This is a genomic window from Aquimarina litoralis, from assembly GCF_039523995.1.
Lineage (GTDB): Bacteria > Bacteroidota > Bacteroidia > Flavobacteriales > Flavobacteriaceae > Aquimarina > Aquimarina litoralis.
Genome location: NZ_BAAAGE010000003.1, coordinates 405213 through 419914, shown reverse-complemented (window position 1 = coordinate 419914; position 14702 = coordinate 405213). Strand labels below are relative to the sequence as shown.

Below are 14702 nucleotides of genomic sequence, written 5' to 3'. Positions count from 1 at the left end.
TAAACTAATGAAATCTCAAACAAATTCCACAATTACAAACTTTTATAATTTTCTGTTATCTAAGTTATCTACTCAGACTAAAAAGGCCAACAGAATGAATCAGCACATAATATTGCCCCGGCACCAAAGCCTATAATACAAGAATATGAAATAACTAAACCAACACCGGTAGAGCCAGCACCTACAACACAAGCGAAAGCAGGTGCGCCAATAGATATCAAACAAGTATAGTATCGCCAGCTACACTGTCTTCTGTCATTTTTGGCAGCAGACGAAGTACTTAAAAAGTTAGATTTATCAATGCCATCAAACATACTGATTCTGTCTTGTTTAGACATATTGCTATAATCTACAGCATTATTTACTTCTTGCGCTACAATTGGATATTTTGCAACTAAACTTTCATAATGAGTTTTTGCCAAAATAAAATTTTGTGAAATTTCCTTTTGATTTGCCTCAAAAAACTCTTGCATTTTTGCTTGATCATCTTCAATAACAACATTTTTGAACTCAGTTAGGGTAACACCCTCTTCAATCATTGAATTTTTAATTAAGTCCACATTGTTTAACAGCAAATCTCTTAAAGCAATAAAATCTGCATCATTTTCAATCACTTCATCACTTACCTCTTGGATCTGCGGGGATTGCACTTCTTCATTCTTCTCACAAGATGTTATAACCAATGACATCACTAGCAAGAAGGTCATAATTCTAAATAATTTTGTGTAATTAACCATAATAAAATTTTTAAGTTGATTTATTTACGTGCTGTAATTATCGATATAATTAAAGCACAATTAATTATTTTGGTCAAAATTAGTTTCCTAACTAAGGATTTAGTTGATGATAATTGCTCTGTTTTTAGCATTAGTGATATTATTTTATAAAAGCATTACAGACATCTTCGCGATCAACGATATACAGAGTAGATATTAAATCTAAAAATATTATTTATAATAAAAATCTAAGTACTTATTTATTCATTTATGCTAAAAGATAAATGCTAAAAGATAAATGCTAAAATATAATTTGCATCAATTATCAGCTCTTATTGAAGTCATTTTGATTTTTTTTTGAAAAAAGTAAAAATATCCGGAGCAAGCTCACAGAGCATTCAAAGGATTGCTTGGTTTTCCAACTGTTTGCGTTTTACTCACGAGGCAAGCCTTGGGGTATTAACTTTCTTAGAATAAGAAGTTTTGAATATTTATGTTACAAAACTTATAATCGCTACCCTATGTATTAAACGACATAACTCATACAATGTCGCTTTTATAGGTTTTTTTTATTATATATATATATCGGAAAAACAAATTTTGATTATTTCTCATTATATAATACATTTTATTATAGTTATGGTATTATGAATATTTAACATGTAGTCCATCAAGACCATCTGTTCAAAATAATAGAATAACTACAATAATAAAGCACCTATTTCTAGGTCCTTTATACAAGCTTAATTATGATCAATTACTTTTTATTATGGAAGTAAAAGTATATTATCAATAATGTTTATCCTTCCGTTTGAAGCCACAACATCTTCTACAACAATTTTAATTTTATCATTTAAAATTACATCATCTCCTACTCTTTCTATTTTAATTTCCTGTCCCTGAATTGTTGAGAAAACACCTGCTGATACCAACTGCTCAATTTCAAAAGAACCTGCTACAACATGATAAAGTAAAATTTCAGCTAAATCTACATTAGACGGTAGTTCATTTAGTGACTCAAAAGCCTTATTAGTAGGTGCAAAAATAGTAAAAGAACTTTCCTCATTTAATATTCTATTAAAGTCAGTAGCGCTTAAAATCTCACTTAATGTTGAAAGTTCTGATGTAGTACTAATAATTCCAGATATAGTCTGAACACCGTTAGGGATTAAAACACTATCTATCTTATACACTATGACTGAGGATGTCTCTATTTCTGTAGTTAAAATTTCTATTTCTCCCTTAATAACCAAACTTCCTTCTTGTTGCTCCACAAATAGAACATCTCCTTGAGTTGTTAGGATTGTTTGTTTTGAAACTAGATCCTCCGTCGCTAATTTACCTCTAACAATATGATATTGTAAAATGTTGGATAATTCATTACCTGAAGGAATTTCTTCCAAAGTTTCAAAAGCTTCATTGGATGGGGCAAAAATGGTTAAAGATTCCTCAGCCTCTACGAATTCATTAAAACCCTCTGAACTTAATAAAGCTGAAAACTTTGATAAATCCTGTACAGATGCAATAGCATCTACTAAAGACTGCTCATCATCTGAAAAATTCGGAACGAGAACCTGATCTATAATATGGACTACTCCATTAGTTGCTTGAATATCTGTCGTAATTATCTTTACGCTGTTGTTAATTATTATTTCATTTACTTCGTTAATATTAATTTCTATATCTGTACCCTGAAGAGTTTCTAGTGAGTCTAGCTCTAATAAGGAATTAGAATCGAAATTTCCGAGAATGGCATGATACGATAAAGTTTCGATTAAACTTTCTAAATCCAGATCACCTTCTAAAGAAGAAAATGCTTCATTAGTAGGAGCAAAAATTGTAAAGTTATCATTACCCGACAAAGCTTCAGAGAATTCTGTTTCTTCTAAGATTTCTACCAATGTAGTTAATCTTTCATTTTGCCTTAAAACTTCTATTATCGAAGCATTTGTTATTGAAGACTCAGTTTTAAAATCCTCTGTACCTTGATTCTCCAAATTTAGATCATCTGATGAACAGGAGAAAAATAGAAAAGTTGCCAATACTGTTACTGTTAAGTTGAATAAATTTTTCATTATGTTATATTTTTATGTTATATATTGATTAAACAACAAACCTTCAGAAAATAGAACCTAGGAGTCTTAATTTTATTTAACCTTTAACTTTTACCCTAAAATAAAATCAAAATATTCTTACCTAACTTTTTTTTTGCTTAATATTTAATCATAACATAAAAACAACTATATCAAAAAGATACAAACTAAACACTAATCTTCAACTACTAATAATCCCTACTATTTTTAAACAAAGTGACACTACTTTAGAATTAAAGACTTTACTTTTTAACTAAGTTTTTAGTTGTATGGATTAAGATATATATTTGCTTCAACTAAAACCATAGTTAAATGATTCATCTTACTAAAGCCGAAGAGCAAATTATGCGTATTTTATGGAAACAGAAAACCGCAACTATCAAGTCCATAATTGAAGATTTAGGCAAGCCTAAACCTGCTTACAATACAGTCTCTACCATTGTCAGAATTCTTGAAAGCAAAGAATTTGTATCCCATTACCCAGAGGGAAAGGGGTATATATACTTTCCTGTTCTGAAAAAAGTAGAATATACATCACAATCCTTACATAAGCTAACCGACAACTATTTTAATGGATCCGTAAAAAGCTTGGTTTCTTTTTTTATAAAAAATAAAGAAATGGACATTAATGAATTGGAGGAAATTTTAAAAGAAATAAAAACACAATAATTATGTTACATTATACATTACATATCGTAATTCTTCATCTTTTATTTATATTTATTTACGACATTTTTTTTGCTAGAGAGACATTTTTTAAATGGAATCGTTATTATCTGCTAGTCACGGTATCAATTTCTCTGATTTTACCTTTTGTAGAAATACCCCCAATTTTTGAAACTAAAATACCTGTAGCTAATTATATCAATCAAGTGGAACATCTTATCACTCACAATACAAGTGATCAGCCTTATACACTTGAGACTATGATTCAAGACACAAACCACTCTCAAAAAAAAGCTATTAATTGGATATTAGTGATCTATATCATTGGTATACTTATAAATTTAATCTTTTTTCTAAAAAGAATAAGTAAGCTAATGAGGCTAAAAACATACCAGAAAGTAAAGAATATGCGAGTAGTTGTTATTCCTAATAGTAAGGAGGCCTTTTCCTTTTTTAATACTATTTGTCTAGGTGATCAGGTTCATGGTTATGAAAAGAAGAAAATATTAAAGCACGAAATTGCACACGTTAGAGGAAAACATTCTCTTGATCTTATATATATCGAAATAATTAAAATCATCTTTTGGTGGAACCCAATAATAAAGATATACCAATCAAGGTTAGCAGAGATACATGAATTCATTGCAGACCAAGAAACAGTGTTTAAGTTCGAAAAAAATATATACATACAACTCTTACTTAATAAGGCATTTGACTCTAAAGGAATAAAATTTACAAACAACTTTTATAATACACGTTTAATTAAAAATAGAATAAAAATGATACTAAAAAGAAAATCAAAAAAAATCAACAAGTTTAAATATCTATTAATTTGTCCGGTCATTTGTATTACTCTTATGTATACATCTAGTAACGCCTTATACGAATAATTTTCTAAACAATCAAAATCAAAATTTTGGATCATTAATAGATTTAAGTAAAGAATCATCTTGTCTACTAAAAGACCCCGTCATAGAAAAAAACAATAAGAATTATTTAAATCTAAGATCTAGTCACCCGAATGAGATTATTGTACGTATACGTCCTATGGATTCTAAAAATTATATAAGGGCTGCCTATCTAAAACCCGGACAAGAGTATAAAATGGAAAAATTACCTAGTAAAAAATTGACAGTAGATGTGTCATACGGTACTCAATACTATGAAAAAGAAAGTGAAACAGGCTGTATCGGTCAGTTTAAAAAGACATTTGTTATCGAAGAAGAACTAAAACAAGTAGACTATGATATTAACACTAATAAGATAGTAGGCTACGATTTACACTTCGAGGGTGAAAGCCTTGCTAATATAGCAGCGAATAATGATACTGAAAAATCTCAAGGTATAGTTTACCCAAAAACTCAAAAATGTATAAGCCTAACCGATAATGATAGCATACAGGAATGTGTAAACAAAGAAATTAATGCCTTACTATTTTCATTAATTGATAAAGAAATTTTAAATAAAATAATTAATGATAATCAAATAAATGAAATGTACTCTAATTACAATCTTACAGTTGATTCTAATGGCAGGGCTTATATAGCCAACAACTTAAGATCTTCATTACCTGAACTAGAAGCAGAGTTGAAAAATATTGATGTTACTAATCTAAAATTACCAGATATGATACCGGCTCAGCTTAAAAACGGAATGAGCACCGATTATCAAATGACGCTCAAATTAGTATTTAAAGAAATGTAAACTTATAATTCTTAAGACATTCTATAATTTAAAAATAAATTCATTATTGATCCCATTGCCGGTTTAAGCTGACAATGGGATTTTTCTTTTTACAAATATACCTAGAGCTCTTTCCTCTGAAGGATTCATAAGGATGATTGTGATTATAATCGGTGATTGTTTTATCGGTTATCAAATGAAATTGCTTAAGACTCTGTAATAGATAAGCATCTAACATATCTTCTCTAAACTTTCTATTAAATCCTTCCACGTAACCGTTTTTGCATTGGTTTTTCTAGCTCTGAGTATATTGGTGTTATGTTTTTACCTAAACACCACGCTTTGTTTTGATTATAGATAAATTTAGGTCTATTATTGGAACGAATATACTTTGACTAGTAAAAAACGTTCTTATTTAAAACCATTAACAATTTTATAGAGACTTGCTAGCTGTTGCTGTAAAGAAGCTATGGTCTTCTTTTGAGATTCATATCCAGCAAGTAAATCTTGATAGGTCAAAACACATAATAATAATAGACAACTGCTAAATTACAATCTGTTTTCGTGTTTGTTTATATCTTTTTCTTCGCTTAATATTGGTAGTAGACACTCCATCCTTCAATAAAACCAATTAAGAATAATCCAAAGTAAAGCTAGCTGTAGTAGCATCATGAATGGGTAATTCAAAACCACCTTCTTGCCAGTGCTACAACTTGGTCTTATTGCTAAGCTTATTGATAAAAATATATACTGAGCCATTGGTAGGGTTACTCTATAGATTATTACTAACCAAATTGCAGAGCGTATCAAAAATTTTCCGTATATCTACAGAATGAGCATACAACTTAAAATTTAACGAACTACTTAATGCAAACATAATATAGAAATTTGGATATCCAACCCATCCAAAGCAGGAATGATAATAGCTTTCGAAGAACAAGATTCTGTACTGTTCATTTCTAAGGGTATGAGAGAAGAAGGTATTCGTTCCAATTCTTAGTGTTATCCATAATTGATTTGTCTCATCATAGGACATACTTTTATCACAAACACTACATTTGACTTTTTCTCCTTCATACTTCACAGGATTATGGTCTAGCTTGGGAAACGGCTTTCTATTTTTAAAATTCCCAAAAAATGCTCTTGTACTTATTCTACTGTCCTTTAAATTCTTGGATTTGGTAAGTTCATATGGAAACCACTTTAGGTCGTATGAAGTATACGGGGCAAAATATTCTAATGATTCCATTTGTCCAATTTCAGGAGGAATTCTTTTAAGATTACTTCCATAAAGCCAAACTTTCTTCACTTTTTTTTAGTTTACCAATAGTTTCAGGTAGAGTATATATTTGTGCAAATAATTCATCTCCTAAATAGTCTCTTGGAGAAAATTCATCAGAGCCATCTTTAGCAACAATATCTACATATTCACATAGCTTTTTCCAAGCTTCAGAATTTCTGTATTGTACGTCGTTTTTAATTTTCGAGATATTGTTACTCATTTTTCTCCTTGTACCTAACTGTCTGTTTATGAGTAGTATAGGATTTAAAAACAACTGCTTTTCCGATAGCAATATAGTTTAATTTAAACAATTGAGCTTCGATTTAGCACTTAAACCGCTATTGCTTATACACTTTGTTACCTGCTGGGCATCTTCTCGGTCAATTTACTTTGTCCACTCGGTCCACGGGATAACAAAAGGTAATACTAATACCCAAGTTAGAAAAAACAACGCCATTCCTGATGGATAAAGTTGATTATTTATAATTGCTGGCAATGCAACTACTAAAAGCCAAGTTCCCTTATAAATTAATTGAACTAATAGAATGGGCGAAAACGAAATTGGTCGCCAAAGTCCAAAAATTGATAAAATTGCTATGGCTAACCACAAACAACCAACAAGTCTTATAATTTCTGTCGGCTGGTAAGCATTTTGAAAAATTGTCAACGCAGCTTTTTGCGGACTTATTAACGAAGTAACGCTTATCCAACCTGCAACAATGATGTTTGCTATGTAAACTATTTTTAGTGCTATCACTTTTACTTTTTAAAAGGTTCGTCCAATACCTGTTTTTAAAACAGGAAGAATTAGGTTATTGTCTGCATTTATTGTTCGGCCTATGCCTAAACGGCTGTCAAAGGTCCAAGCCTTTGATTTTCCAAATCTGTAAGCGTATCCATAACCTGCATAAGGTAGGAAAGTTATGTTTTTCTCTTTTCGCAAAAAATCACTTTCTAAAAATGCATTTCCAACAAATACAAAATGTCCATCCATTCTTTGACTGATAAAATACTTTAAGTTCACACCGTGAGTCTTTATAAAATTTGTTTCTAACTGAATGGTTAATTTGTCCAAAGTCCGCATTTCCAAAGTTAGCAATATGGTAAACGATGGAAAAATTAAAAAACTTAATCTGATATTTCCAATAGGCAATTTAGGTTCAGTTGTTTGTGCTTGCAACTTTGAAAACGTACAAACCAAACATAAAAGAAATATTGTTCTCATTTTCTTTCTGCTATTCTTTTAAAGTTATTCATCACTTCTGGCAATACCTTTCTGAATTTACTGCCAAGCATAAACCCAAAAACATATTTCAGAAACCCTGTAAATGCAATATCGTCCGTAAAATGAACTTCGTTGTTTGTTTCTGTCAAACTACGCTTAATTACCAATTCTCCAACCGGCATTATTGTATTGATAGTATATGATTGATTAGGGATTAGTTCGGAAATGTAAAATTTCAGTTTTGGTCCTGTTTTAGGTATCATAGTTCCCTTTACACCTTTTTCAAAAATGCCCTCAAGGCTTGCTTCAATAAGTTCGGTGTCCCACTCGTGCCAATTTTGAACGTCAATAAGTGTCTGCCAAACTTTGGCTTTTGTGGTGTTTACAGAAATTGTAAAACTAAAATGATGATTACTTTGCTTCATTTTCAGGAATTTTATTGAAACTTTTTGCAAAGTTCTGTCTGAAAAATGAGAAACTACTGCACCTATTGTATGTTAAGTCGTCAATTTTTTTCTAATTCTGCTTAAAGACTGTGGTGCAATACCCAAATAAGAAGCCAAAATTTTTAATGGTATTCGTTTCAAAAGTTCAGGTTCGTTTTCAAGCATTTTTTTGTAGCGAAATTCTGCTGTTTCTGTTTGAAGTTCTTCTAAAATCTCTTCGGTAAAAAACTGTACTTCTTGGATTATTTTTCTCGCAAAGTATGTCCAACTTTTCAGTTTATACAAATCATTAGTATGCCGATATGAAATTTGCCAAACAACTGATTTTTCAATGGATTGAATATTTTCGTTTGCTGGTTTTTGAGAATTAAAACTTGCTTGAGAAGTGAAAAAAATAAGGTGCTTCGGTAAAAAACTTTGTGAAATTATTTCCGTCTTTGTTGATATAAAAATGAAGTAGTCCACTTTCCAAAAAGTAGAGGTGTTGACACACTTTACCTTCTTCTAAAACAATCTCACCTTTCTTAATCACTCGTTTCTCAAAGCAAACAGAAATTTGCTTCCATTCGTCTGTCGGAAGTGAAGTGTAGTTTTCTATGAATTGTCTTAACTTGTTCAAATTTCACAGTCAAATTTTGTTATCGTGTTCGGTCTTTTAGCCTTGCAGGTAACGTATATGTTTAGTTAAAGGCTGTAGCGTAGGCTTTGCGCGTAATTAAACATATACAGTGTTGTAGTTAGTTCTATTTTCCGTCAAATCTTTGAGTTACTTGTGGATCATAAAGAGGACAATCATATTTATCCATCACATCGATAATTCGATTCATATCTTCTCCTTCCATTCCGTAACAGTCAAATCGAACAAATTTCTTTGTGTTGAATATTTGAAAAGCTCCATTTCCTTTAGGGTTTTCATAATCAATATTACTTTCCTCCATTTTCCAATCAGTAAATTCGGTTTGAACGTCTTTTAGAATTGAATCGATTGGTAAATCTTCTAAACCTTCTACAAATTTTTCTTCAGAACATTTTTCATAAACCTCTTGATTGTTCAAGTATGTGTCTTTTTTGTATTTCCAAAAATCTAAATCGTAACTCATGTTTAATTTACTTTAATTAACTACAACGGTTAGTGTACGAGTAGTAGCGGATTTCTACTCACGAACCTTTCGGTTTTGCACTGACCCTTGTTTTATATCTTGTCTTTCGTTTTATCATTTAAACCGCTATTACTTATACACATTGTTGTGTGTTCGTACTTCTTTATTCCATCAAGAATTTCAATTCCTCACAAGTTTTGCTTGGCACGAATTCAGTCAGTTCATAATCCGCTAACTCATTTTTCTTGAAAGGATCTTTTTGTATAATTTTCTCCAATTCAGATTTAGATTCGATATTTGATAATATTATTCCACCTGTTCTTGGTATTTTTCGACCTGAAGCAAGAAAATTTCCCAATTCATATTGTTCATTCAAAAAATCAATATGGTCATTGAGAAATTGGTCAATTTTTTCAAGTTCGGCTTTATAGGTCAAGTTTATAATGAACATTTAGATTTCTGTTTTTTTAATCGTTTTTAAATTCAGTTTACGTTTTGCTTGGGTATGACACACAACGTTTAATATATGTGTCGTAGCAGAGTAAATTGTTACCTTGATTTTCGATTTTTCTGCGCATTGGTTGCTAACTTTTCCATTCTGCAAGCATTGTGCCTTACCAAAAATACAACAACTTTTCGATTGATCACTTTGCTGCTATGGCACATATATCTTGTTATCGTGCGTTTATTTTTTCAGTCGCTAACCTTAGCAAACATGCCAAGCAAGGTGATATTACTTGCGTAATTATTCCGTCAATTTTATTTTTTCTTCTTGCGATCACCTTGCAATCATTGGATTAGTAATGGACCTTACTAAATGGACCTGAACTTTTTTTCGTCAGAAGCTGATCAGCCAAAAAAGCGATTTTTTAGCACGTTACTGCTCCGTAATCCTCCTCAATTTTGGTTTTTCTTATCGCTTTTTCCTCGATTAGACACTAACCATCACAAAAATACTCAAGTCATGGTGTGGTTAACCGTTTGTTGCTTTCGTTCTACTTTTCGGATTCCTAAAATGCACAGATAACATGGAAATATGTGCACCGGTACACATATTTCCATTATATTTTTTCCAAATCTAGTGGATTTCTAATTGATTGAAAATTTTTTAGGGCAACTTGTGTGTAGATTTCGGTTGTTTTTGTGCTATTATGCCCTAATAATGTTTGAATATATCTAATATCCGTTCCATCTTCTAAAAGATGGGTTGCAAAAGAATGCCTTAGCATTTGTGGAGTTATTTTTCGTAAGATACCAGACTTGGTACTAGCTCTTCTAACAATTTTTGCCACACTTTCTGTTGAGTATTTACCACCTTTTGCGCCTTCAAATAGATATTCCTTGGGTTTCCATTCTTTATAATAGATTCTTAAGTCTTTAAGTATCGTTTGAGATAGCAGCGAATATCGATATTAAAGTTACATCTTAACTTGCTGTCTTAAAAATGGGGAGTACTATAATATATCTTCTGGTACATTTCTTGATCTGTTGGGAGCATGCTTAAATAAGACCAATCGTTCTAATGGAGCGTGATGTACCCAATGATACCCCATATGAAGTTTTTCTTTTTTATTAGTATCCTGAACTCCAATTGGTGATTCATCTATCTGAAGGTAATTACTTTGTAAAAGCTCTTTTTGCAATGTGTCATATAAAGATTCTAGTAGTTTAGTAGTTGCATTAAACCAATTGCATAGTGTTCCTTTGCTAATATTAAATTGTTGACTTTTAAATATTTGTAGTTGTCTATAAAAAGGTAAATGGTGAACAAATTTACTAACCATGATATGGGCCAGTAATCCAGCCCCAGCATTTCCTTTTGGAATTGGAAATGATGGCAGTGAGCCAATTACTATTGTATTATCTTCTAGTATTATATACTTAGAACGAACAATTCTTCTAACAAAAATACTAGAAGGGTTATATTCTAATATTTCGGCAACTTCTTCTCCAATCTTTTTGGAATTAGGAGAAACTTTACTAGGTTCTATAATCTCCTCTATTCGGGGTAAGTGCGATGGAAGTGAGCTGCGAATAGGTTGTTGTTTTTCTATTAATTGCTTCTCTCTTTTATACTTTACTTCGATAGATTCAGGTGTAGTATTGGAAACTTCCAATTGCTCAACAAATAAATCTAATTGTCCGGTATCTGAAGAAATGTATGTTCACTTTTACTGCCAAAAATCATTCGTTTTAACTCAGATAATTGCTGTTGTAGATATTGATAATCAAATTGTAGTTTTTGATGCTCTTTTACTAGACTATCATATGCTTCTTGGAGAAAAACTGATCGTTAGATAAAGAATTGTTTGGGGTAATTTCCGTATTGTAAAAATACTTAAACCTTAGGATATGTAAAATTAAATCATACATTTTCAAGTACTGATTTATAACGTTTTCTTCTACTGATATCAGTTATGGAAACTCCATCAATAAGCAAAACCAATTGTAAATAGCTAAGAGAAATACTACCTGCTTTCTGATCGCAATAAGGAATCTCAAAAGTACCAGACTCCAATCGCTTGTAATACATAATAAAACTACTGCCACTCCAATGAAGTAGCTTCACCTTATGACGGGTTTTATTGATGAAAATATACACAGAACCATCGGTAGGTGATGTAGATAGATCATTTTGTATCAAACCACAAAGACCGTTAAATCCCTTTCTCATATCAGCTGGCTTACTGCACAAATAAAACCGATGAGTCGTAGTAAGTCCAAACATTAGAAAAGAGTAATTAGGGTTTTCAGTTCTTTTTTACAGATATCAGAAGAGCATTGTAGAAAAACTCCATTAGGATAATGAACCTCAATGGGTACTGTTTTGGAAACAACTTCTTTCTTAATGGGGTTAGAAACTTCAACAGGAATAAAAATAGGCTTCTTTTTTGAAATTGTTTTTTTGGATTCTGGAAATTCAATCCTAAACTGTCTATTCCAGTATTTCATAATACCATAATTGATACCGCGTTTTTCGCCATATTCTTTTAAACTCAAAGAACTTTTTCGCCAGTTCTTTAATATGGAGTACATCTCTTTCTTTCTCTTGGTAGTTTCTTTTTGCATACCACAAAACTAGAACCTGAATGAATGGTATACAAGATGTGGTTTGCCCAACCGTTACAGAAGAAGTAACTACTGAAGTTGTAATATTTTCTTTTGAAAACTTCTTAACACAATAATATAACTTCCCTTCTGTTAAGCCATATGATTTGGCAAATGCTTTTTTACTTTGACCTGAACTTTGGTAAAGAGATAATAAATTACTCATCCTATTCATACTGAGGATTTAGACATATCTGTTTTTTTTAGCAAAAATATACCTAGAACAGAATCAAATCAAGATGCGTTTAGACGGATGGATACGATTAATCTATAAAGTTCCTCTTAATAATATCATTAGAAAGAGCATTTATTTAAAATAAGATTAAACTGCAAACTCAATAGTAGCCTCTGTTCCATCAATGTTATTAAAAAGAATTGTTCCTTTAATTTGTTGTATCAATATATTGACTAATTGAAGTTTGCCTGAACAAGATTTATTACTTATTTCTTGGTTAAATTCACCATTATCTTGTATGGTAATTTTTACCTTTTTATCATCTATGATTTGCTCTGCTTTGATAATAATTTCTGGATCTTCTTTATCGATAAATGCAAAATTTATAGAATTATGAATAAGCTCATTAATAATTATCCCTAAGGGAATTGCAATGTCTATACCGTAAAAATGGCCCTCTGCGTTAATTTTATAATTAAGTCTACTAATCTTATCATCAGGAGAGTAAACTATCATAGCCATTAAACGTTCTAAATATTTGTGAAAATCAATTTTTTCGATATTATCTCCTTCATACATAATTTGATGTACCAGAGAAACTGACAGGATTCTATCTTGACTACAAGACACAAACCCATCGATAACCTCACTGTCATACTTTTCTGCTTGTAGATTTAACATACTTGATACTAACTGAAGATTATTTTTCACTCTGTGATAGATTTCCTGAAGTAGTGTTTCTTTATCTCTTATGGTTTGCTCCAATGATATACTTTGAGCAATTAAACTTTGGTTCTTATCATTGATCTCTAGCCCTTTATCAATTAACAATACCGCCATTTTTCTCTTTTCTATATAACTCACAAACACAAAAAATGAAATGATCAGTACCATACCAATCGTCGCAAGTAATATATATTTTTCAAGTTTTTGTTGAGCTAATTTAATTTCATTAGATTGTTTTAGACCTTTTAGACTTGCGATCTTCTTGTCTTTTTCTAAAGTTGCAAACTTGGTTTGAAGTACTTTTAATTTATCAGTGTTTTTAATATCATTTAAACTGTCTCTGATAAAAATATATTTTTTATAATATTTTAAAGATGACTCATAATTTCCGGTAATTGAATCGACACTTGATTTTAACTCATACGCATATGGCTTTTCAAAAACTAGGCTATTAGATTCTACAAATTTTAGTACTGAATCCGTGTAAAAATTTGCTCTATCTAAGTTCCTTTTTGAAACATAGTTGAGAGTTAAATTTTGTAATGTTAAAGAAATGCTATTTAGATCATCCAGAGACTTGTATACCTCAATTGCTAATTTATTATTTACGATTGCAGAATTATAGTCCTTTTCATATTCATAGATTACGGCATTATTATTATAAATTTTCGCTACTAATAAATCACTTTTAGATTTTTCTGCATATACCAGAGCTTCCTTTAATCTTTTTTTTGCGATATGCAATGAATCCTCAAGCTCGATTAGAACGCTACTTATATTGTAAAGATTCATTGAAATCAATTTATATTGACCCGATTTCTTGCTGTACTTATACGATTTATAAAAATAATCAATTGCTTCGTTATTCTTATCTAGTCTAAAATAAGTAGATCCTATATTATTATACAACAAAGCCAAGCTAGGATCAGAGTCTTTTTTTTCTTTTATAAAATTTAAAGCTTCTAGGTAATTATTCAGTCCTTTTTCTAAGTTTCCATTTCTACTATATAAAAGACCTTTACTGACCAAATGTTTAAACTTGTAGTTTGGATCAATATTGTTCGACAGTAAAGAGTCTGCTCTATTAAAAAAAATCAAAGCAGAGTCCTTTAGTCTTAAGGAGGTATACATTGATCCTAATGAACTTAAAGAATGAAATAATAAATTTGGATCGTCTAACTTCTTGGCAATGCCAATCCCTTTTTCGATTACAAATCTTCTTTTTTTATGTTGATCTTTTATTGCGTAATAACGATCTAACTCTTGATATAACTTATGCTTATCCTCTAAGACAAGCTCTTTTTCGTGAAGAATAGTTTTTTTTATAAAAAAATTAGAAGAATCACTTTGAATGTTATTGTAGTATTCAATCTTGCTTACCCAATATTTAACACTATCCTGAATATTATTCCTGTCCAATCTCTCTTGAGAACAGACAATACCTGTCCAAAAAATTATCATACATGATATATATCTATATCT

Annotated in this window: 18 protein-coding genes and 2 pseudogenes; 3 read left to right on the top strand and 17 right to left on the bottom strand. The window is 30.8% G+C overall.

Translation table 11 applies throughout. The features are described 5' to 3' along the window. Positions 1-77: 77 nt before the first annotated feature. The gene (locus ABD077_RS16280) at positions 78-737 is read right to left on the bottom strand and encodes a hypothetical protein (RefSeq protein ID WP_343913310.1); all 660 of its coding nucleotides are present in this window, start codon (positions 735-737) and stop codon (positions 78-80) included. Between the two features lie 746 nt (positions 738-1483). Continuing rightward, on the bottom strand, positions 1484-2791 hold the full coding sequence (locus tag ABD077_RS16275; RefSeq protein ID WP_343913309.1) for a fasciclin domain-containing protein: 1308 nt from the start codon (positions 2789-2791) through the stop codon (positions 1484-1486). Positions 2792-3121: 330 nt separating this feature from the next. Here ABD077_RS16275 and ABD077_RS16270 point away from each other — a divergent pair, with 330 nt between their 5' ends. From ABD077_RS16270 to ABD077_RS16260, 3 genes are all read left to right on the top strand, one after another. Further along, on the top strand, positions 3122-3478 hold the full coding sequence (locus tag ABD077_RS16270; protein ID WP_343913308.1) for a BlaI/MecI/CopY family transcriptional regulator: 357 nt from the start codon (positions 3122-3124) through the stop codon (positions 3476-3478). Between the two features lie 2 nt (positions 3479-3480). Beyond that, on the top strand, positions 3481-4365 hold the full coding sequence (locus tag ABD077_RS16265) for a M56 family metallopeptidase (RefSeq protein ID WP_343913307.1): 885 nt from the start codon (positions 3481-3483) through the stop codon (positions 4363-4365). 157 nt (positions 4366-4522) lie between these two features. Beyond that, positions 4523-5179, top strand: coding sequence for a hypothetical protein (locus ABD077_RS16260; RefSeq protein WP_343913306.1), 657 nt, complete (start codon positions 4523-4525; stop codon positions 5177-5179). Between the two features lie 43 nt (positions 5180-5222). On the opposite strand, the gene ABD077_RS25230 is transcribed toward ABD077_RS16260, so the two are convergent. From ABD077_RS25230 to ABD077_RS16195, 15 genes and pseudogenes are all read right to left on the bottom strand, one after another. After that, entirely contained in the window at positions 5223-5429 is a 207-nt protein-coding gene (locus ABD077_RS25230) for an integrase core domain-containing protein (protein WP_425545870.1), read from the bottom strand. 501 nt (positions 5430-5930) lie between these two features. Beyond that, on the bottom strand, positions 5931-6467 hold the full coding sequence (locus tag ABD077_RS16255) for a hypothetical protein (protein WP_343913305.1): 537 nt from the start codon (positions 6465-6467) through the stop codon (positions 5931-5933). Then, positions 6439-6660, bottom strand: a complete 222-nt coding sequence (locus ABD077_RS16250) for a hypothetical protein (RefSeq protein WP_343913304.1) — start codon at positions 6658-6660, stop codon at positions 6439-6441. Before ABD077_RS16250 ends, ABD077_RS16255 begins: the two co-directional genes overlap by 29 nt. A 165-nt stretch (positions 6661-6825) precedes the next feature. Then, positions 6826-7197 carry a hypothetical protein gene (locus ABD077_RS16245; RefSeq protein WP_343913303.1) on the bottom strand — a complete coding sequence of 124 codons (372 nt, stop codon included), beginning with the start codon at positions 7195-7197 and terminating at the stop codon, positions 6826-6828. Between the two features lie 9 nt (positions 7198-7206). Next, the gene (locus tag ABD077_RS16240) at positions 7207-7665 is read right to left on the bottom strand and encodes a hypothetical protein (protein WP_343913302.1); all 459 of its coding nucleotides are present in this window, start codon (positions 7663-7665) and stop codon (positions 7207-7209) included. Then, a complete protein-coding gene (locus ABD077_RS16235; RefSeq protein WP_343913301.1) occupies positions 7662-8090 on the bottom strand; it encodes an SRPBCC family protein in 429 nt (142 codons plus the stop codon). Before ABD077_RS16235 ends, ABD077_RS16240 begins: the two co-directional genes overlap by 4 nt. Before the next feature lie 72 nt (positions 8091-8162). Then, positions 8163-8576 carry a Crp/Fnr family transcriptional regulator gene (locus tag ABD077_RS16230; protein ID WP_343913300.1) on the bottom strand — a complete coding sequence of 138 codons (414 nt, stop codon included), beginning with the start codon at positions 8574-8576 and terminating at the stop codon, positions 8163-8165. A gap of 278 nt (positions 8577-8854) precedes the next feature. Then, a complete protein-coding gene (locus tag ABD077_RS16225) occupies positions 8855-9211 on the bottom strand; it encodes a hypothetical protein (RefSeq protein WP_343913299.1) in 357 nt (118 codons plus the stop codon). Positions 9212-9374: 163 nt separating this feature from the next. Continuing rightward, complete coding sequence (locus tag ABD077_RS16220; RefSeq protein ID WP_343913298.1) at positions 9375-9662, bottom strand: YciI family protein; 288 nt, start codon at positions 9660-9662, stop codon at positions 9375-9377. 610 nt (positions 9663-10272) lie between these two features. Beyond that, a pseudogene (locus ABD077_RS16215) lies at positions 10273-10620 on the bottom strand (tyrosine-type recombinase/integrase); the annotation flags it as partial. Between the two features lie 45 nt (positions 10621-10665). Continuing rightward, on the bottom strand, positions 10666-11328 hold the full coding sequence (locus ABD077_RS16210; protein ID WP_343913297.1) for an IS66 family transposase: 663 nt from the start codon (positions 11326-11328) through the stop codon (positions 10666-10668). 248 nt (positions 11329-11576) lie between these two features. Continuing rightward, positions 11577-11939 carry an IS66 family insertion sequence element accessory protein TnpB gene (gene tnpB, locus ABD077_RS16205; RefSeq protein WP_343913296.1) on the bottom strand — a complete coding sequence of 121 codons (363 nt, stop codon included), beginning with the start codon at positions 11937-11939 and terminating at the stop codon, positions 11577-11579. Then, positions 11939-12280: an IS66 family insertion sequence element accessory protein TnpA gene (tnpA, locus tag ABD077_RS16200; RefSeq protein ID WP_343913295.1), complete on the bottom strand. Its 342-nt coding sequence runs from the start codon at positions 12278-12280 to the stop codon at positions 11939-11941. Before tnpA ends, tnpB begins: the two co-directional genes overlap by 1 nt. A 109-nt stretch (positions 12281-12389) precedes the next feature. After that, positions 12390-12485, bottom strand: a pseudogene (locus ABD077_RS25225) (hypothetical protein); the annotation flags it as partial. A gap of 156 nt (positions 12486-12641) precedes the next feature. Next, positions 12642-14681, bottom strand: a complete 2040-nt coding sequence (locus ABD077_RS16195) for a tetratricopeptide repeat-containing sensor histidine kinase (protein ID WP_343913294.1) — start codon at positions 14679-14681, stop codon at positions 12642-12644. Positions 14682-14702 lie beyond the last annotated feature (21 nt).

What these genes read in the sequence shown, in the direction of transcription:
- ABD077_RS16280 (WP_343913310.1), bottom strand. Translation starts at nt 737, where the DNA reads ATGGTTAATTACACAAAATTATTTAGAATTATGACCTTCTTGCTAGTG.
- ABD077_RS16275 (WP_343913309.1), bottom strand. Translation starts at nt 2,791, where the DNA reads ATGAAAAATTTATTCAACTTAACAGTAACAGTATTGGCAACTTTTCTA.
- ABD077_RS16270 (WP_343913308.1), top strand. Translation starts at nt 3,122, where the DNA reads ATGATTCATCTTACTAAAGCCGAAGAGCAAATTATGCGTATTTTATGG.
- ABD077_RS16265 (WP_343913307.1), top strand. Translation starts at nt 3,481, where the DNA reads ATGTTACATTATACATTACATATCGTAATTCTTCATCTTTTATTTATA.
- ABD077_RS16260 (WP_343913306.1), top strand. Translation starts at nt 4,523, where the DNA reads ATGGATTCTAAAAATTATATAAGGGCTGCCTATCTAAAACCCGGACAA.
- ABD077_RS16250 (WP_343913304.1), bottom strand. Translation starts at nt 6,660, where the DNA reads ATGAGTAACAATATCTCGAAAATTAAAAACGACGTACAATACAGAAAT.
- ABD077_RS16240 (WP_343913302.1), bottom strand. Translation starts at nt 7,665, where the DNA reads ATGAGAACAATATTTCTTTTATGTTTGGTTTGTACGTTTTCAAAGTTG.
- ABD077_RS16235 (WP_343913301.1), bottom strand. Translation starts at nt 8,090, where the DNA reads ATGAAGCAAAGTAATCATCATTTTAGTTTTACAATTTCTGTAAACACC.
- ABD077_RS16225 (WP_343913299.1), bottom strand. Translation starts at nt 9,211, where the DNA reads ATGAGTTACGATTTAGATTTTTGGAAATACAAAAAAGACACATACTTG.
- ABD077_RS16220 (WP_343913298.1), bottom strand. Translation starts at nt 9,662, where the DNA reads ATGTTCATTATAAACTTGACCTATAAAGCCGAACTTGAAAAAATTGAC.
- tnpB (WP_343913296.1), bottom strand. Translation starts at nt 11,939, where the DNA reads ATGTTTGGACTTACTACGACTCATCGGTTTTATTTGTGCAGTAAGCCA.
- tnpA (WP_343913295.1), bottom strand. Translation starts at nt 12,280, where the DNA reads ATGCAAAAAGAAACTACCAAGAGAAAGAAAGAGATGTACTCCATATTA.
- ABD077_RS16195 (WP_343913294.1), bottom strand. Translation starts at nt 14,681, where the DNA reads ATGATAATTTTTTGGACAGGTATTGTCTGTTCTCAAGAGAGATTGGAC.